This is a genomic window from Streptomyces flaveolus, from assembly GCF_044765825.1.
Lineage (GTDB): Bacteria > Actinomycetota > Actinomycetes > Streptomycetales > Streptomycetaceae > Streptomyces > Streptomyces flaveolus.
The window spans coordinates 1-17,426 of sequence record NZ_JBIWKU010000017.1 but is presented as its reverse complement, the minus strand read 5'-3'; the positions used below and the strand labels follow the sequence as shown (position 1 = coordinate 17,426).

The window sequence follows — 17,426 nt, the reverse complement described above, 5'->3', positions numbered from 1 at the left end:
GAGTCGGGAAGGCACCCCCCAGCGCCGGGCCGCGCGACCCACCCCTGACGACAACGCCGGGTCACCGGCGAACCCGGGCCCGGGCCGACGCCCTGCGTCACCGCCGACGCGCAGCCGCACCGGCCCCGTCAGCCCGCGCCACGCCCCGGCGGCTCGTCCGGGGCCGGAACCTCGCCCACCGTGAACCCGATCACCGACCCACCCCCGTCCCGCCGGAAGGCGAACGGCGTTCCGCCGTGTGCCAGCGCCACCTCCCGCACGATGGACAGGCCGAGGCCCGAGCCGGGCTGGGAGCGGGCGTCGGCGGCGCGGTAGAAGCGGTCGAAGACGCGGACCAGGTCGGCCTCGGTGATGCCGGGCCCCCGGTCGCGGACCTCGACGCGGATCGTGCCCGGGCGCGCCGGGCCGGCGACGGTGACCTCGATGGGACCCGTACCGGCCCGGTCGAACTTCGCGGCGTTCTCGACCAGGTTGGAGATCGCGCGGGTCAGCATGACGGGCCGGCCGGCCGTGGTCGTGTCGCCGCACGCCCGCACGCTGATCTCGCGCCCGGTGCGGCGCCGCGCGTGGGTCGCCACCTCGTGCGCGATCTCGCCGAGGTCGACCGGCCCCACCGGCTCCGTCTCGGACTGGCCGGCCGCCAGCTCGACCAGCTCGTTGACCAGGTCGGTCAGCTCCCGCGCCTCCTGCCCCAGGTCGGCGACCAGTTCCTCGCGCGCGGCGGGCGGGAGCTCGTCGATCCGGCGCAGCAGCGAGATGTTGGTGCGCAGGGAGGTCAACGGGGTGCGCAGCTCGTGCCCCGCGTCCTGGACCAGGCGTCGCTGGTCCTCCTCGGACTGGGCGAGCCGGCCCAGCATCCGGTCGAAGGCACGGCCCAGCCGGCCCACCTCGTCGTGCCCGATGACGGGCACCTGGATGCCGAGCCGCCGGGTGCGGGCGACGTCCTCGGCGGCGGAGGTGAGGGCGATCAGGCGCCGGGTGATGCGCCGGGCCAGCCACCAGCCGCACAGACCGGCGGCGGTCACCACCGCGGCCATCAGCACCAGCGTCCGCCGCTGCAGCGCCCGCAGCAGGTCCTCGGTGTCGCTGAACTCCTGCGCGACCTGCACGGCACCCCGGCCGTCGCCGAGGGCGACGGTCGCGATCCGGTAGACGTCGTGGCCGACGTCCACGTCCTTGTGCTGCACCATCCGCCCGGCCACCGCGGCACCCGCCGTCCGCCGGTCGTCGCCGGTCACCGGCAGCCGGCGGCCGGCCGGGTCGGAGACCCCGCCGTCCGGCCCCAGGACCTGTACGTCCGTACGGGCCGGGCGCACGATGTCGTGGCCGGGCGCGGACGAGGAGAAGTCGCCGGGCGACATCGGCCGCTGGCGCACCTCGGCACGCAGATCCTGCACGACCTGGTCGAAGACGGACTCCTGGTCCACCCGCACCAGCCGCGCGGCGGCGTTGTACGACAGCACGCCGACGAGGACCGTGACCACGGCCGTGACCGTCGCGAACGACACCGCGAACGTGGTCCGCAGCGACAGCAGCCGAGGCCGCCGCCCCCGGCCACCCGGTGCGCCGGGGCCGGGCGGGGCGCCCACTCAGCCCTCCCGCAGCACGTAACCCACCCCGCGCACGGTCTGGATCAGCTGCGGTGCGTCCGGCTGGTCGAGCTTGCGGCGCAGATAGCCGACGTAGACGGCGAGGTTCTTCGAGCCGGGGCCGAAGTCGTAGCCCCAGATACGGTCGTAGATCGTGGAGTGGTCGAGCACGATGCCCGCGTTGCGGACCAGCAGCTCCAGCAGCTCGAACTCGGTGCGGGTCAGCTCCAGCTCCCGCTCGCCCCGCCAGGCACGGCGGGCCCCCGGATCCATGCGCAGCCCGGCCGCCTCCAGACACCGGCCGTCGGGCTCCCCGCGTTCCGGACCCTGCCCGGGTACGTCCTCGCCCGCCGCCGGGACGTCCCCGTCCGCCTCCGTCCGGTCGGTGCGGCGCAGCAGCGCGCGCAGCCGGGCGAAGACCTCCTCGATGTCGAACGGCTTGACCACGTAGTCGTCGGCCCCCGCGTCCAGGCCCGCGATGCGGTCCGCGGTCTCCACGAGCGCCGTCAGCATCAGGATCGGTGTGCTGTCGCCCTCGGCGCGCAGCACCCGGCAGACCTGGAGGCCGTCGATGCCCGGCATCATCACGTCGAGGACCAGCACGTCCGGGCGGCCCCGGTGCGCCTGCGCCAGCGCCTCGACGCCGTCGGCGACCGCGGTGACCCGGTAGCCCTCCAGGGTGAGGGCTCGCTCCAGGGCATGCCGGATGGCGCGGTCGTCTTCGGCAAGCAGAACAGTCCGGGGCACCCGTCCAGTCTGCCAAGGCCGGCCGCCCTACGAGCAGGCGGCCGGGCTTCTTACCCAGATCTCACCCGGCGGGCCGCAGCGCGGCGAGGCGTTCCTCGAAGGGCACGACCTCGGCGGTGTCCCCGGCCGGCTTCCGGACCGTCGACAGCCCGGTCATCAGCGCGGCCAGCTCCCCCGCCGCCCGCTCGATCCGCCCGTCCAGCCCCTCGGCGCCCCAGTCCTCGGAGGCGGCGTAGACGCCGGTCGGGACGACGACGGCCTTGAGGTAGGCGAAGAGCGGACGCAGCGCGTGCTCCAGCACGAGCGAGTGCCGGGCCGTGCCGCCGGTCGCCGCGATCAGCACCGGCTTCCCGGCGAGGGCGTCCGGTTCCGTGGCGCCCAGCGCGTCGAAGAACGACTTGAACAGCCCGCTGTACGACGCCGAGAACACCGGCGTGACGACGATCAGGCCGTCGGCCGACCGCACGGCGTCGAAGGCGGCGGACAGCTCCCGCCCGGGGAAGCCGTTGGTGAAGGTGTGCGCGATCTCCACCGCGAGGTCACGCAGCTCGATCACCCGGACAGCGGCCGGCTGGGGCTCCGGCGCGGTGGCCGCCGGGGCGGCGACCGCGGCCAGCCGGTCGGCCAGCAGCCGGGTGGAGGACGGGACGCTCAGTCCCGCGGAGACGACGACGAGCTTCATGCCCGTGCTCCTTCCTGCTCGGCGTTCTTCGCGCTCGCCAGCAGCGAGGCGTGGGTGGGGGCGTCCGGCACGTCCGCCGGGCGGTTCTTCGCGAACTCCTTGCGCAGCACCGGCACGACCTCCTCGCCGAGCAGGTCGAGCTGCTCCAGCACGGTCTTCAGCGGCAGCCCCGCGTGGTCCATCAGGAACAGCTGGCGCTGGTAGTCACCGGCGTAGTCGCGGAAGGCGAGGGTCTTCTCGATCACCTGCTGCGGCGAGCCGACGGTCAGCGGCGTCTGCTCGGTGAACTCCTCCAGCGACGGACCGTGCCCGTAGACCGGCGCGACATCGAAGTACGGCCGGAACTCGCGCACCGCGTCCTGGCTGTTCTTCCGCATGAACACCTGCCCGCCCAGGCCGACGATCGCCTGCTCGGGCGTACCGTGCCCGTAGTGGGCGTAGCGCTTGCGGTAGAACTCGACCATGCGCTTGGTGTGGTCGGCGGGCCAGAAGATGTTGTTGTGGAAGAAGCCGTCGCCGTAGTACGCGGCCTGCTCGGCGATCTCCGGGGAACGGATCGAGCCGTGCCAGACGAACGGCGCGACGCCGTCCAGCGGGCGGGGCGTGGACGTGAAGCCCTGCAGAGGGGTGCGGAACTTGCCCTCCCAGTTCACGACGTCCTCGCGCCACAGCCGGTGCAGCAGGGCGTAGTTCTCCACGGCCAGGTTGATGCCCTCGCGGATGTCCTTGCCGAACCACGGATAGACCGGGCCGGTGTTGCCGCGCCCCATCATCAGGTCCGTCCGGCCGTCCGCCAGGTGCTGGAGCATCGCGAAGTCCTCGGCGATCTTCACCGGATCGTTCGTGGTGATCAGGGTGGTGGAGGTGGACAGGATCAGCCGCTCGGTGCGCGCCGCGACATAACCGAGCATCGTGGTCGGCGACGAGGGCACGAAGGGCGGGTTGTGGTGCTCGCCGGTCGCGAAGACGTCGAGCCCGACCTCCTCCGCCTTCAGCGCGATGGCGACCATGGCCTTGATGCGCTCACGCTCGGTCGGCGTACGCCCCGTGGTCGGGTCCGGAGTGACGTCACCGACGGTGAAGATGCCGAACTGCATGGTCGCTCAACCTCCAAGTTGTTGACGGTTCAACTATACCCGTCGAACGACCCGGCCCCCGACGTTATTCCGCCCCCTGCTCCCCCACTCCCCGGCGCCCGCCCCCACCGTGCGAAGCTGCCTGCATGCTCGTCCTGCGCTCCGCCGCCCTCTTCGTCGTCGCCGCCCTCTTCGAGATCGGCGGCGCCTGGCTGGTCTGGCAGGGCGTACGCGAACAGCGCGGCTGGCTGTGGGCGGCCGGCGGCGTCCTCGCCCTCGGCGCCTACGGCTTCGTCGCCACCTTCCAGCCCGACGCCCACTTCGGCCGCATCCTCGCCGCGTACGGCGGCATCTTCGTCGCCGGCTCGATCCTGTGGGGCGTGGTCGCCGACGGCTACCGTCCCGACCGCTGGGACGTGACGGGCGCGCTGGTCTGCCTGGCCGGGATGGCCCTGATCATGTGGGCACCGCGCCACGGGGGCTGACCACGCCGGCTGACTACGCTGGGCGGCGACCGGTCGTACGAACCAAGGAGCAGCCCATGGCCACCGCAGCCGCCCCGTCCGCCGCCTCCCGCATCGCCGTCGTCACGGGTGCGAGCAGCGGCATCGGCGCCGCCACGGCCCGGCAGCTCGCCGCCGCCGGCTACCGCGTCGTCCTCACCGCCCGCCGAAAGGACCGCATCGAGGCGCTGGCCGAGGAGATCCAGGCCGCCGGCCACAAGGCGACGGCCTACCCCCTGGACGTCACCGACCGCGCGGCGGTCGAGGAGTTCGCGACCGCGTTCAAGGGGATCGGCGTCCTCGTCAACAACGCGGGCGGCGCACTGGGCGCCGACCCGGTGGCCACCGGCGACCCGGAGGACTGGCGCCGGATGTACGAGACGAACGTCATCGGCACCCTCAACCTCACCCAGGCGCTCCTGCCCAAGCTGGAGGCGAGCGGCGACGGCACGGTCGTGATCGTCTCCTCGACCGCCGGCTTCGCCACCTACGAGGGCGGCGCGGGCTACGTCGCCGCCAAGCACGCGGAGCACGTCCTCGCCGAGACCCTGCGCCTGGAGATCGTCGGCCGCCCGGTCCGCGTCGTCGAGATCGCGCCCGGCATGGTCAAGACCGACGAGTTCGCCCTGACCCGCTTCAACGGCGACGAGGAGAAGGCGGCCAAGGTCTACGCCGGTGTCCCGGACCCCCTGACCGCCGACGACGTCGCCGACACCATCACGTGGGCGGTCACCCGCCCCGCCCACGTCAACATCGACCTCCTGGTCGTCCGCCCCCGCGCCCAGGCCTCGAACACGAAGGTCCACCGCGAGGGCTGACGCCGGACGCTGCCCGGGCGTCAGCCCTTCACGCAGACGACCTGCTTCAGCTTCGCCACGACCTCCACGAGGTCGCGCTGCTGGTCGATGACCTGCTCGATGGGCTTGTAGGCGCCCGGGATCTCGTCCACGACCCCGGAGTCCTTGCGGCACTCCACGCCCCGCGTCTGCTCCTCCAGGTCCTTGGTGGAGAAGCGCCGCTTGGCCGCGTTCCGGCTCATGCGCCGGCCCGCGCCGTGGGAGGCGGAGTTGAAGGACTTGTCGTTCCCGAGGCCCTTGACGATGTACGAACCCGTGCCCATGGAGCCCGGGATGATCCCGTAGTCCCCGGACCCCGCGCGGATCGCGCCCTTGCGGGTCACCAGCAGGTCCATGCCGTCGTACCGCTCCTCCGCCACGTAGTTGTGGTGGCAGGAGATCTCCTGCTCGAAGACCGGCTTCGCCTTCTTGAACTCCTTGCGGACCACGTCCTTCAGGAGCGCCATCATCAGGGTGCGGTTGTACTTCGCGTACTCCTGCGCCCAGAACAGGTCGTTGCGGTACGCCGCCATCTGCGGGGTGTCCGCGACGAACACCGCGAGGTCGCGGTCGACCAGACCCTGGTTGTGCGGAAGCTTCTGGGCCACGCCGATGTGGTGCTCGGCCAGCTCCTTGCCGATGTTGCGCGAACCGGAGTGCAGCATCAGCCAGACAGAACCGGATGTATCCGTGCAGACTTCGACAAAGTGGTTCCCACTTCCGAGCGTTCCCATCTGCTTTCCGGCCCGCTCGTGACGGAACTTGACCGCCTCCGCCACGCCGTCGAACCGCCCCCAGAAGTCGTCCCACCCCGCGGTCGCCAGCCCGTGGAAGCGGCCCGGGTCGACGGGGTCGTCGTGCATCCCGCGGCCCACCGGGATCGCCTGCTCGATCTTCGACCGCAGCCGCGACAGGTCGCCCGGCAGGTCGTTCGCCGTCAGGGACGTCTTCACCGCCGACATCCCGCAGCCGATGTCCACCCCCACCGCCGCCGGGCACACCGCGCCCCGCATCGCGATCACGGACCCGACCGTCGCGCCCTTGCCGTAGTGCACGTCCGGCATGACCGCCAGGCCCTTGATCCACGGCAGGGTCGCGACGTTGCGCAGCTGCTGGAGCGCCACGTCCTCGACCGTCGCCGGGTCGGTCCACATGCGGATCGGCACCTTCGCGCCCGGCATCTCCACGTACGACATATCGTCCTCATTCCCCCGGAAAGCAAACAGAAGTCTCAAAGCGCAAAACCGGCGCCAAGGGCAGCCAAAGAGACAGCTGACCGGCGTTCACGGCGGCGCGTGCGATACACATTGTCTCCAGGGGGCGCCCCCGCGCGGCAAGCGAATAACCAGCGGGGACACTGGAGTACCGACCACAGCCACACCGGCGAGAGGAGCCGCACCGTGCAGCGGAAGGCCTACGTACCCGGCGTCGCCGCCCTCCTGGCGGTGGTGCTGGCCGGCTGCACCGGCGGCTCGGACGACGGCGCCACCACGGACCAGTCCAACCCCGGACAGCCCGGCGTCGCCAGCGAGGTGGCGCAGCCCGGCAAGTACCGCACGCTCCCGGAGCCGTGCCGCGCGATCGGGCACAAGACGCTCGACTCGCTGCTGCCCGGCATCCAGGAGATCGCGGACGAGCTGCAGCGCGAGAAGGCGTACGCGGGCGAGCCGACGCTGGCGTACGACACCGACCGCAAGGTCGGCTGCCGCTGGAAGGTCGAGTCGGCGGACGCCACCGACCATCTCTTCGTCGACTTCGAGCGGGTCGTGTCGTACGACAACTCCGTGAGCGACGACAGCCAGGCCGAGCAGCTCTTCGCCCAGCAGGTGCAGGCGGCCGACCTGCCCGAGCCGGTCGTCTCGGAGTCGGCCTCCGGGCCGGAGTCGGCCTCGGGGTCCGCGCCGGTCTCCGGTTCCCCGTCCGGCACCCCGTCGTCCGGCCCGTCGTCCACCGGTCCGAGCGCCTCGCCCTCCGCGTCGGCCTCGGGTTCCGCCTCGGCCACCGCGCCCTCGTCGAGCCCGTCCGCCTCCGACGGCACCCCCACCGACCTCCAGCCGCGTCTGCTGGACGACCTGGGCGACGAGGCGTTCCTGGACGACGAGCTGAGCAGCTCAGGTTCGACGGCGAAACGGCGCACGGTGACTGTGGCGTTCCGCACGTCGAACGTGATGGTGACCATCGAGTACGCCGAGCAGTCGGCGACGGTCGGAGTCGTGCCCGACAGCAAGGAACTGCAGGACAGGGCGCGGAAACTCGCCTCCCAGCTGGCCGATTCGCTCGGTGGCTGAGGCCGTTCCCGGCTCCGTGCGCCTTGCCCGTGAAGCGCGGGGAGCCGGACCGGGCGCGGTGACCAACGCGTACCGTGACCCCTCGGACCCGATCCGAACGCAGGAACCACGAGTGCCATGAGTGAAGGAACCATGCAGCGACGAGCCCAGCGTGACCAGCGTGATCAGCGAGCGAAGCGACTTACCCGCGTCCTTGTCTGCGCGGCCGCCGTACCCGTGATGCTGGTGGCAGCCGGCTGCTCCTCGGACTCCGGCTCGGGCGACGGCAAGGACAAGGCGGCGGAGAAGACGGCCGCGTCGAAGTCCGCGAGCCCGTCCCCGACGGTGCAGGCGGCGGCGTACGGGAAGCTTCCGGAGCCGTGCTCGACGCTGTCGAAGAAGACGCTGGAGGAGCTGGTGCCGAAGGCCGGTTCCGGCAAGGAGGGCGCGTCGAACGACACGGCGACGCGCGGCAGTTGCTCCTGGGACAGCCTGGACGACAACGGCGTGAAGGGCTCGCAGTTCCGCTGGCTGAGTGTGGCGATGCTGCGCTTCGAGTCGGACGTGGCGCGGGGCGCGGGCGACAAGCTGGCGCGTGACCACTACATGAAGCAGCTCCAGGACGCGCAGACGGCCGAGGGCGCGCAGAGCGTGAAGACGACGCCGGTGAGCGGCACGGGCGACGAGGCCGCGGTCGTGCGCTACGACCTGAAGAAGAAGGAAGGCACCTTCAAGCAGCAGACGGTCGTGGCGCGCGTCGAGAACGTCGTCGTCACCGTCGACTACAACGGCGCGGGTCTGGCCGGCGACAAGACGCCGGACGCCGACGACCTGACCAAGGCAGCCGAGAAGGCGGCCAAGGAGGCGGTGGCCTCGGTGACGGCCGCCAACGGCAGCGCGTCGGGCGGCTCGGCGTCTCCTTCCGCGACACCGTCGGGCTCCAAGCCGGCGTCCGAGGCACCGTCCGCGTCGGGCTCCGGGTCGCCCAAGCCGACGTCCACGGCGGGCAAGAGCTGACGGTCGTCGGGTAGGCCCGAAGACCCACCGGCCACCCGGCACCCGCACAGATGTGCCACCCTGTTGCGCGCAACAACAGGCACTGGGAGGGGAGTACGGGTGGCCGCGCCACTTCAGCTGACACGGACGCATCGCGTGCTGATCGGCATGGTCGTCTTCGGTGCCGTCATCATCGCCGGGATCGGCTTCGCGGGTTCGTACGCGGCGGTCCGTGAGCTGGCCCTCAAGAAGGGCTTCGGGAACTTCAGTTACGTCTTCCCGATCGGTATCGACGCGGGCATCTGCGTGCTGCTCGCCCTGGACCTGCTGCTCACCTGGATCCGCATCCCGTTCCCGCTGCTGCGTCAGACGGCGTGGCTGCTGACGGCGGCGACCATCGCGTTCAACGGCGCGGCGGCCTGGCCGGACCCGCTGGGCGTGGGCATGCACGCGGTGATCCCGGTGCTGTTCGTGGTGTCCGTCGAGGCGGCCCGGCACGCGGTCGGCCGGATCGCCGACATCACGGCCGACAAGCACATGGAGGGTGTCCGCCTCACCCGCTGGCTGCTCTCCCCGCTGCCCACCTTCCTCCTGTGGCGCCGGATGAAGCTGTGGGAGCTGCGCTCCTACGAGCAGGTGATCAAGCTGGAGCAGGAGCGTCTGGTGTACCAGGCGCGGCTGCGTTCCCGCTTCGGCCGGACCTGGCGGCGCAAGGCTCCGGTGGAGTCCCTGATGCCGCTGCGTCTGGCCCGCTACGGCGTGCCCCTCGCGCAGACGGCCCCGGCGGGTCTGGCGGCGGCGGGCATCGAGCCGGCGCTGCTGCCGCCCGCGCCGCAGCCGCAGGCCGAGGCGCCGGCCCCGTCGGCGGCGCCCCCCGCGGCGGAGAAGCGTCCCGAGCTGGTCCCTGCCCGCGAGGCGGACCGGCCGCCGCACGGACCGCAGGCGGAGCAGGAGCCGGAGCCGGACGAGAGCCCCTGGTTCAACACCCCCCGCCAGGTCGCGTACCAGGGCGGCTACGACCCGACGTACGACCCGGCCGAGCAGTACGCCCAGTGGTACGAGGAGCAGCAGCAGGCCGACGAGTACCGGGACCAGTACGAGGAGGAGCCGCCCGTCGAGGAGCCCTCCCCGGAGGAGACCGGCAGCTTCCCCATCCCGGTCGTCCCGGGCCGCACGCGTGAGCTGGGCGATGGCGGCGGCCTGCCGGTCGCGGAGCCGGACGAGGAGGAGTACTACCAGGTGTTCAAGAAGTCGATCACCGGCAGCGGTTATCCGACGCCGCGGGAGTTCGGCGAGAACGTCGAGGCCGAGTTCGGCATCGTGCTCCCGCCGAAGGAGGCGAAGCGCATGGTCAACCGTTTCACGGACCTGTACAACGCGGAGCTGGAGGAGACGCACCCCGCCTGACCGGCGTGCGGTGGACACGGCGAAGGGGCGCCCGGCGAACACCGGGCGCCCCCCTTTTTTTGCCGCGTGGGTGCGTCGTCCTACCGGGCCGCGTATCCGAAGTCGGTGCCGGCGGCCGGGAGGCCGCCCTGTCCGGGCTGGTAGACGGTGACCGCCGCGTTCGTCTCACCGAGGGTCACGTTGGCCATCGGCAGGGCGTACAGCGCGCCGTAGGTGCTGGGGCCGTAGGGCATGCCGACGTACAGGTGGGTGCCGGTGAAGTGGAGGCTGGAGCCGAGGCGCTGGTTGGCGCCGGGAGCGCCGGGGATGCCGTCGCCGTCACCGGACTCGATCCACTTGTCGTTCGCACCGGGCGAGCCGAGCAGCGAGAAGACGTGCACGGCGCCCGCGCTCGCGGTGGTGCCGAGGGCCTCGTCCGGGATGCCGACGGCCAGCTTCAGGGTGGCACCGGTGCTCACCGCGCGGGGCGCGGTGTTGACGGCGCTGAGCGCGGCGCCGAAGTGGTCCCCGGCCTCGGCGGCACCCGACACGTCGTCGTCACCGGTGCCCGACCAGTAGTAGTTGAGCGCGCTGAAGGTACCGGAAGCGGTGATGCGCAGGGTGGTGACGCTGCCCGCCTCGGCCTTGTCGGCGCCGTTCACGGCCAGGGTCTCGCCCGGCGAACCGATGGCGAGGATCGACTCGTTCGCGCTCGCCGCGCCCGCCGGGCGGTACGGGACGAGGGCGAGGGACGCGCCGAACAGGTCGCCCGGCTCGGCGCCGCCGGAGACCGCGTCCAGGTCCTGGTCGAGCCCGAACAGCGGGGTGGGCCGCTTGTCGGCGTTCAGGGTGTGCGAGTAGACGGCCACGCCGCCGGCCTCGGCGTCGGTGCCGATGGCCTCACCGGGGGCGCCGATGGCCAGGTGGTTGGCGTCGGCGGCGAGGGTCTCGCCGAAGCGGTCGTTCGCCTCCGCGGTGCCCGGAGTGCCCTCGACGTCCTGGTGCAGGGCCACGTTGGCGGTGCCGTGCGCGTAGAACACCTCGCCCGCCTTGGCGAGGCTGCCCAGGCTCTCGCCGGGCGCGCCGATCGCGAGGAAGGGCTCGCCGGCCGCGGTGGTCCCGGCGGCGAGCGCCGCGCCCAGGTGATCGCCCGTCTCGGGGGTCGACGCGGCGAGGGAGCCGCCGCCGGAGGCCTGCTGGAAGTGGGTGTTCTTGGTGACGCCGGTGCCCAGGCCGCCCGGGGCGCCGTAGAGGATGTCGGCCATGCCGGCGTCGGTCGCCTCGCCCAGGTTCTCCAGGGGGGTGCCGACGGCGAGGTCGGTGCAGCCGTCCTCGTTGTAGTCGACGACGGCGATGGCCTGGCCGAACTGGTCGCCGGCCTCGGAGCCGCCGGGCACCCAGTCGAGGTCCTGGTTGATCTCGGCGGTGCCCTTGCCGCCGCCGTACACGATGCGCACCAGACCGGCCTTGGCGTCGCCGCCGACGGCGGCCGTCGGGTCGGCCACGGCGATGTCCTCGACGCCGTCGCAGTTGAAGTCGGTGACGCGGGTGGCGCCCACCTTCGACGCGATCCACGGAGCCAGGTCGTCGACGCGGGCGGCGGTGCCGCCGGTGCGGGTCTCGGCCGCGTCGATGCCGAAGCACCCGCCCTGGTAGGAGCGGCTGGCCAGGGCGACCAGTTGCTGCGCGCCGCCGACGGTGCGGACCAGCGGGCCGCCGGTGTCGCCCATGCACGCGGCCACGCCGTCCTTGCCGGTGACGGTGGCGGACGTGGCGTCGGACGCGTCCACCGTGAAGACGCCGGTGTGCAGGGCGAGCGGCGCCCACTCGCTCCGGGAGCGGCCGTAGCCGGCGAGCTTCAGCTCTTCGCCCGCGGCCGGCGCGGTGGTGGCCGGCGCGAGCGGGTTGACGCCGGTGACCGGACGGTTCAGCCGGGCCAGCACCACGTCCCGGTCGGTGCGCGGGACCAGCTCGACGACCTCGCGGACCGCGCCGCCGGTGCCGGTGAGGTCGGCGCGGCCGATGGTCGCGGTGGTCTTCTTCGCGGGCTTGCCGGCGGGCACGGCGAGGCTCTCGGCGGGGTTCGCGGCGAAGCAGCTGGCGGCGGTCAGCAGCCACTCGGTGTCGACCAGGACACCGGAGCAGCCGCGGTCGTGGTCGCCGACGACGATCTGCGCGGCGTAGGCCTGGGTGGTGTCGGACGCGGCGACGGCGGGTCCGGTCACGGCGTGCGCGGGTACGGCGGTCAGGGCGAGCGGTGCGGCGAGCAGGCAGGCGGCGAGTGTGGCGCGGCGCACGGGTCTGGCATGCGGCATGGGGCAATTCCTCGGTGCGTGTCCGGTCGGATGGGCGGGTGGGCCGGGCGGGGTCACTTGCTGGTGCGGATCTCGACCAGGATGTGGTCCCGTTGGTCCGGGTCGATGGACTCGCCGACGGGCGTGAACGAGTTCGCCGGCACGTTGACTTCCTGCGGTGTCTCGTCCGGGGCCTTGAGGGTCAGGTCGGCGTCCTGGCTGCCGGCGCCCTTGACGCCGTACACGGACTTGACCTCGAGGCTGAGGTATCCGGAGGTGCCGGTGGCGCGGAAGCAGACCTTCGCGTTGACGCGCGAGTAGACCTCGAGGAGGCCCGTCTCGCTGCCGCACTCGGCGAGGACGATGTGCCCGTCACCGCGCTTGAGGACGATCCCCTGCTCGGCCTCGATCTTGTCGGCCTGGGGGTAGTTGAAGTCCTCCACCGCGTAGCCGGGCTGCGTGTCCGCCACCGCGGTGGCGGGAGCGTCGTCGTGGGAGGAGGCGGTGTAGCCGACAGTGGCGACGGCTGCCGCGCATGCCGCGGCGACGGCACCGGTCACAGCGATTCTTCTGACGGCGGCGATCATGCAAGTCCCCTTGCTCATCGATGTGTTCTGGTGTCGAGTCGCCCAACCACCGTTGCCTGACGTCAAGTTGTCGGACGGCCACGCCGCCGCATTCAAACACGTGACCGGCGATCAGAACACTGGACCAAAAAGGAAGTTTCCCCACGGTCCACCGTTACCGTGCGTGTGCCTCTTCTCACGCGCTTTCTTGACGCTCGATCAGTAGCCGACCGCCCCGCTCGTTGCGTACTGTCCCGCCCGTGCGTTCGTAGCACTCCTGTTCGGCTTCCGCTGCACAGCTGCCCCGACGTGTCTGGACGGTCGACTCGTCGCCGGCCGGTGTGCGGCACCGACGACCAGCCACCCGTGACCGGCGGCTGCTCACCGCGGCCGCCGGTTCGCCCACCGGACGGACTTGATCTTGGACACGACTTTCTGGAGCAGACGGCGCTTTCTGACCACGGCGGCCGCCACGACGACGGCCGCCGCCCTCCCGCTCATCGGTACAGCCCAGGTCTACGCCGCCACCGCGACGGCGGGGGACGTACCCGACCTGCCCTCCCTGCCGGACACCGCGCGGGGCAAGGCGGTGAGCGCGTGGAAGGCGGGCGGCCAGGCCGTGAAGAGCGCGGCGGCGGCGGCCCTCGCGGGCAGCGTGGCCGACGCCGAGCAGTTCGTCGCCGCAGGCCTCCCCGCCGCGATCGCGGAGGACAACCGCGTCGCCCTCTTCAAGGCGCTCTCCGCCTCCGGCAAGGGCGGCGCGCGTGACATCACCGCGGCTCTGACCGCCGGTGACGAGGCGATCTCCGCCTTCCTCGCCGGCGGCTACGAGGCGTCACAGCTGGAGGACCTGCGCGTCCTCACCTTCACCCTCATGAACCAGGGCGACAAGAGCGTGAAGGCGGCCGCGAGCACGGCGCTCGCGGACGGCTCCTCCGACGCCCTGATGAAGTTCATCACCGAGACCCAGTTCACCGCGCGCTTCGAGGACGAGCGGGCCGAGGTCTTCAAGGTCCTCGCCACCGCCTCCCCCGAGGTGAAGACCTACGCGCAGCGGGCCCTGGACGAGGGCACGGCAGGCGCCATCCACTGGTTCCTGGAAACCGGGCAGCACATCGCCCGCGCCCGTGACCAGGAGACGGCCACCATCGACCAGCTCGTCGCCATCGTCGAACGCGAGGGCAAGCGGGCGCAGTTGACCACGGAGCAGGCGAAGGCCGAGTCGGAGAAGGCCCAGACGGCCGCCGAGAAGGCGAAGCAGGCCGCGCTCGAAGCCGCCGAGGAGGCGCAGGCGGCGAAGGAGGACGTGGCCAAGTCCGCGCGCGCCGCCCGCAAGGCGGCGGGCGCGGCGACGGGTGCCGCGAAGGCGGCCCGTACCGCCATCTCCGCCTCCAACGCGGCCCAGTCGGCGGCCCGCCGGGCCGCCTGGGCGGCGCACGCCGCCGCTGCCGCCGCCGCCACCGCCGCGCGGGCCGCCTCGGCCGCCTACCGTTCCGCCATGGCCGCGTCCAAGGACGCCACCAAGACACAGGCCGCCAAGAACGCGGCGGTCGGTGCCCGCAACGCCGCGGCGAAGGCACGTACGGCCGCGGCAGCGGCGGACTACGCCGCGACGGCCGCCTCGCAGGCCTCCTCCGCCGGCTCCTCCGCCGCCTCGGCGGCACGCAACGCCGCAGCCGCCGCGAACTCGGCCGCCACCGCCGCCTCCGCCGCCGGAACCGCGCAGTCGGAGGCCGCCGCCGCCCGTGCCGCCGCGGCCGAGGCGGACGCGCAGGCCGCGCGGGCCACCGCCGCCGCCAACGCCGCCCAGTCCCTGGCCGCGATCGCGGCGAGCTCGGCGCGGGCGTCCCGGGACGCCGCCAACTCGGCCGCCCAGCACGCCGACAACGCCGCCGCAGCCGCCGAGGAGGCGGTGAAGTACGCGGGTCAGGCCGTGGACTACGCCAACCGCTCCGCCAAGTACGCCGCCGCGGCCAAGTCGGCGGCCGACGCCGCGCTGAAGGCCGTCACCGACGCGCAGGAGGTGGAGCGGCAGGCCCGGGAGGCGGAGCAGGCGAAGATCGAGGAGCACACGCTCCAGGGACGCGACGAGGCCCGCCGCCTCGCCGCCATCGAGGCGCAGGACGTCGCGGCCGCCCGTAACCAGCTCACCCAGAAGCAGGCCCAGGACACGGAGACCCTCGACCTCATCGCCGAGGCGGAGAGGGCGCTCGCGGCCGGCGACGAGGCGGGCGCGATCACCGCAGGCCGCAAGGCCTGTCTCAGGCTCCTGGACTCCCACGGCACCTGGACCCGTGAGGCCGCCGAGTACGCCCTCGCCTCGGACGACCAGGCGATCCTGGCCTGGGTCGACACGGACCGGCTCATCGCGCAGAACCAGGACGACCGGGAGACGGTCCTCTACATCGCCCAGATCTCCACCCCCGCCGTGGCGGAAGCGGCGCAGCGGGCACTGGAGTCGGCCGACTCCGGCGCGGCCGCCGCCTTCCTCAACGGGGGCATGATCGAGGCGGCGAAGACCGACAACTCGGTGTCCATCTTCCGCATCCTGTCGAAGAACCCGGGCAAGGCGGTGACGCAGGCCGCCAACGCGGCCCTGTCCGACGGCTCCGCCAAGGCCCTCCACGACTTCTTCGCCACCAAGTACGCGGAGGCCCAGAAGCAGGACGACAACGTCGCCGTCTTCACGATCCTCAACACCGCCGGCCCCTACACCAAGATGGCGGGGACCGTGGCCCTGGACGGCCCGGAGTGGATGCTCCGGGACTTCCTCACCACCGTGCACCCGCGCATGGTGCAGCTCGACGCCGACGCCGCCGCCCACATCGCCGCCATCCGGGCCTCCCTCGCCCACGCGGCCAAGATCGCGCAGGACGCCCAGACGGACGCCGCGGAAGCGGCCAAGGCGGCGGCGGAGGCACGCAACGCGGCCGACGAGGCGCTCGCGTGGGCCGACGCCGCGAAGAAGTCCGCCACCCAGGCGAACGAGTACGCCAAGGAGGCGGACGCGCACGCGGACGCCGCGGAGCAGTCCGCGAAGGACGCCTCGGCGTCCGCCGCGACGGCGCGGAACGCGGCCATCACCGCGCGTTCGGCCGCCCGGCGCGCCAACTACTCCGCGAACCAGGCGACCGCGTCCGCGGCCGCCGCGGTGCAGTCCGCCATCTCGGCGCAGGCCTCCGCGACCGCCGCCCAGGCCTCTGCCGCACAGGCGGGGAAGGACGCCGCCGAGGCCGCGAAGGCGGCGTCGGAGGCACGCGCGATCGCCGTCGCCAAGCGGAAGGCGGAGCAGGCCGAAGCGGCCAGGAAGGCGGCGGAGGAGGCCCGCAAGAACCAGCAGAGCGGTGTCGATCCCTCCGACACCGAGAACAGCGACAAGGTCGACGAGCCGGGCACGTTCCTCGGCGGCACCAAGGACGACTGGCGCGACGTCGCCAACGTCCTGTCGGCCGTCTCCACCATCTCGGGCGGCATCGCCGCCGCGTCCCTGCTGATCCCGCCGCCGCTGGGCGAGGCGATCGCGGGAATCGCGGGCTCGGTGTCGCTCGTCACCGGTGTCGCGGGTGCCGTGATCACCGGGTTCACCGACGGCTGGACGTCCTCGGCCTTCCTCTCCTCCTCCGCGGGCGTCGCCATCGCCGTCCTCACCGGCGGCATACCGTTCACGAAGTTCGGCGGTGTCTCCGGAATCATCAAGTGGGGCACCGAGGGCCTGCGCTCCGCCCCGGTACTCGCCGCGCGCCTCCAGCAGGAACTGATCTCACCGGCGGTCGGCGTGTTCACCACCAAGTGGAACGACGCGAAAGACACGGTCACCGACACCGTCAGCGACGCCTGGCACTCACTGACCCCCTGGTAATCGGGCCGTGACACATTCCGGGGCGGAATGCGAACAGTCCAGTAAAGTGCTCTGCGCATTCCGTCCCGGAAGGACCATCGACTGTGTTCCTGTCCTTGCCCACCCTCGCCTGGGCCGCCATCGCCGTCGCCGTCACCCCGGTGCACATAGCCCTGATGCGCTGGTCGATGCCCACCCCGAAGGGGAAGACGAGCGTCTCCTTCATCCCCCTCGTCCTCGGCGCCACCCTGCTGCTGTTCGCCCTGGCGAAAAGTTATTCGCTCGCCGTGACCCTGTACCTTTACGCGGCCATTCTCCTGACATTTCTCGTCATGATCGTCCCGGTGAGGAAATGGGTCGCGGCCGACATCCTGAAACAGGAACAGAATCCCGACATCAAGGTGAAGGTTCACACACCGTCCCTGGTGTGGATCACGTTTTCGATGTTCGTCATGATCGCGGTCGTCGTCGGCGTGTGGTTCTCCCACTCCTAGGGAGCCGCCAGCCGCGTACCCAGGGTCCGCCACCGACGTGGGGGGGGGGGGGGGGGGGGGGGGGGGCGGGGCCCCCCCCCCCCCCCCCCCCCCCCCCCCGGCCGCCTCGCCGTAGACGCGGGCGCCGCGGGAGCGGGCGTGCTCCTCTGATT

At 72.4% G+C, this 17,426-nt stretch carries 14 protein-coding genes; 7 read left to right on the top strand and 7 right to left on the bottom strand.

The window, feature by feature from the left end:
* Positions 1–128 precede the first annotated feature (128 nt).
* The 4 genes from ACIRG6_RS35335 to ACIRG6_RS35320 form a co-directional block, all read right to left on the bottom strand.
* Complete coding sequence (locus tag ACIRG6_RS35335; RefSeq protein ID WP_364822366.1) at positions 129–1,589, bottom strand: HAMP domain-containing sensor histidine kinase; 1,461 nt, start codon at positions 1,587–1,589, stop codon at positions 129–131.
* Positions 1,590–2,336, bottom strand: coding sequence for a response regulator transcription factor (locus tag ACIRG6_RS35330; RefSeq protein ID WP_364681967.1), 747 nt, complete (start codon positions 2,334–2,336; stop codon positions 1,590–1,592).
* Positions 2,337–2,397: 61 nt separating this feature from the next.
* Positions 2,398–3,018, bottom strand: a complete 621-nt coding sequence (locus ACIRG6_RS35325; protein WP_403325914.1) for an FMN reductase — start codon at positions 3,016–3,018, stop codon at positions 2,398–2,400.
* Positions 3,015–4,115: an LLM class flavin-dependent oxidoreductase gene (locus tag ACIRG6_RS35320; RefSeq protein ID WP_365024835.1), complete on the bottom strand. Its 1,101-nt coding sequence runs from the start codon at positions 4,113–4,115 to the stop codon at positions 3,015–3,017. Before ACIRG6_RS35320 ends, ACIRG6_RS35325 begins: the two co-directional genes overlap by 4 nt.
* A 125-nt stretch (positions 4,116–4,240) precedes the next feature.
* Between ACIRG6_RS35320 and ACIRG6_RS35315 the strand changes: the two genes are divergently transcribed.
* Positions 4,241–4,579, top strand: coding sequence for a YnfA family protein (locus ACIRG6_RS35315; protein ID WP_350726809.1), 339 nt, complete (start codon positions 4,241–4,243; stop codon positions 4,577–4,579).
* A gap of 56 nt (positions 4,580–4,635) precedes the next feature.
* Positions 4,636–5,415 (top strand): SDR family NAD(P)-dependent oxidoreductase, encoded by a 780-nt coding sequence (locus tag ACIRG6_RS35310; RefSeq protein ID WP_403325911.1) that lies wholly within the window; start codon positions 4,636–4,638, stop codon positions 5,413–5,415.
* 20 nt (positions 5,416–5,435) lie between these two features.
* On the opposite strand, the gene ACIRG6_RS35305 is transcribed toward ACIRG6_RS35310, so the two are convergent.
* Entirely contained in the window at positions 5,436–6,629 is a 1,194-nt protein-coding gene (locus tag ACIRG6_RS35305) for an RtcB family protein (RefSeq protein ID WP_364825027.1), read from the bottom strand.
* A gap of 204 nt (positions 6,630–6,833) precedes the next feature.
* Here ACIRG6_RS35305 and ACIRG6_RS35300 point away from each other — a divergent pair, with 204 nt between their 5' ends.
* The 3 genes from ACIRG6_RS35300 to ACIRG6_RS35290 all read left to right on the top strand — a co-directional run bounded on the left by ACIRG6_RS35300 (position 6,834) and on the right by ACIRG6_RS35290 (position 10,103).
* Positions 6,834–7,721, top strand: a complete 888-nt coding sequence (locus tag ACIRG6_RS35300) for a DUF3558 domain-containing protein (RefSeq protein WP_364684881.1) — start codon at positions 6,834–6,836, stop codon at positions 7,719–7,721.
* A 117-nt stretch (positions 7,722–7,838) separates the two neighbouring features.
* The gene (locus tag ACIRG6_RS35295) at positions 7,839–8,717 is read left to right on the top strand and encodes a DUF3558 family protein (protein WP_364684883.1); all 879 of its coding nucleotides are present in this window, start codon (positions 7,839–7,841) and stop codon (positions 8,715–8,717) included.
* A gap of 99 nt (positions 8,718–8,816) precedes the next feature.
* Positions 8,817–10,103 (top strand): DUF2637 domain-containing protein, encoded by a 1,287-nt coding sequence (locus ACIRG6_RS35290; RefSeq protein ID WP_381690308.1) that lies wholly within the window; start codon positions 8,817–8,819, stop codon positions 10,101–10,103.
* An 80-nt stretch (positions 10,104–10,183) separates the two neighbouring features.
* Here the strand turns inward: ACIRG6_RS35290 and ACIRG6_RS35285 are convergent, their stop codons facing one another.
* Both ACIRG6_RS35285 and ACIRG6_RS35280 read right to left on the bottom strand, forming a co-directional pair.
* Positions 10,184–12,397 (bottom strand): trypsin-like serine protease, encoded by a 2,214-nt coding sequence (locus tag ACIRG6_RS35285; RefSeq protein ID WP_403325905.1) that lies wholly within the window; start codon positions 12,395–12,397, stop codon positions 10,184–10,186.
* Positions 12,398–12,450: 53 nt separating this feature from the next.
* Positions 12,451–12,981, bottom strand: coding sequence for a hypothetical protein (locus tag ACIRG6_RS35280; RefSeq protein ID WP_350726725.1), 531 nt, complete (start codon positions 12,979–12,981; stop codon positions 12,451–12,453).
* Between the two features lie 382 nt (positions 12,982–13,363).
* On the opposite strand from ACIRG6_RS35280, the gene ACIRG6_RS35275 reads away from it, so the two are divergent.
* Complete coding sequence (locus tag ACIRG6_RS35275; RefSeq protein ID WP_364684889.1) at positions 13,364–16,801, top strand: ALF repeat-containing protein; 3,438 nt, start codon at positions 13,364–13,366, stop codon at positions 16,799–16,801.
* 83 nt (positions 16,802–16,884) lie between these two features.
* The gene (locus ACIRG6_RS35270; RefSeq protein ID WP_350726721.1) at positions 16,885–17,274 is read left to right on the top strand and encodes a hypothetical protein; all 390 of its coding nucleotides are present in this window, start codon (positions 16,885–16,887) and stop codon (positions 17,272–17,274) included.
* Positions 17,275–17,426 lie beyond the last annotated feature (152 nt).

What these genes read in the sequence shown, in the direction of transcription:
- ACIRG6_RS35280 (WP_350726725.1), bottom strand. Translation starts at nt 12,981, where the DNA reads ATGAGCAAGGGGACTTGCATGATCGCCGCCGTCAGAAGAATCGCTGTG.
- ACIRG6_RS35320 (WP_365024835.1), bottom strand. Translation starts at nt 4,115, where the DNA reads ATGCAGTTCGGCATCTTCACCGTCGGTGACGTCACTCCGGACCCGACC.
- ACIRG6_RS35295 (WP_364684883.1), top strand. Translation starts at nt 7,839, where the DNA reads ATGAGTGAAGGAACCATGCAGCGACGAGCCCAGCGTGACCAGCGTGAT.
- ACIRG6_RS35310 (WP_403325911.1), top strand. Translation starts at nt 4,636, where the DNA reads ATGGCCACCGCAGCCGCCCCGTCCGCCGCCTCCCGCATCGCCGTCGTC.
- ACIRG6_RS35325 (WP_403325914.1), bottom strand. Translation starts at nt 3,018, where the DNA reads ATGAAGCTCGTCGTCGTCTCCGCGGGACTGAGCGTCCCGTCCTCCACC.
- ACIRG6_RS35315 (WP_350726809.1), top strand. Translation starts at nt 4,241, where the DNA reads ATGCTCGTCCTGCGCTCCGCCGCCCTCTTCGTCGTCGCCGCCCTCTTC.
- ACIRG6_RS35305 (WP_364825027.1), bottom strand. Translation starts at nt 6,629, where the DNA reads ATGTCGTACGTGGAGATGCCGGGCGCGAAGGTGCCGATCCGCATGTGG.
- ACIRG6_RS35285 (WP_403325905.1), bottom strand. Translation starts at nt 12,397, where the DNA reads ATGCCGCATGCCAGACCCGTGCGCCGCGCCACACTCGCCGCCTGCCTG.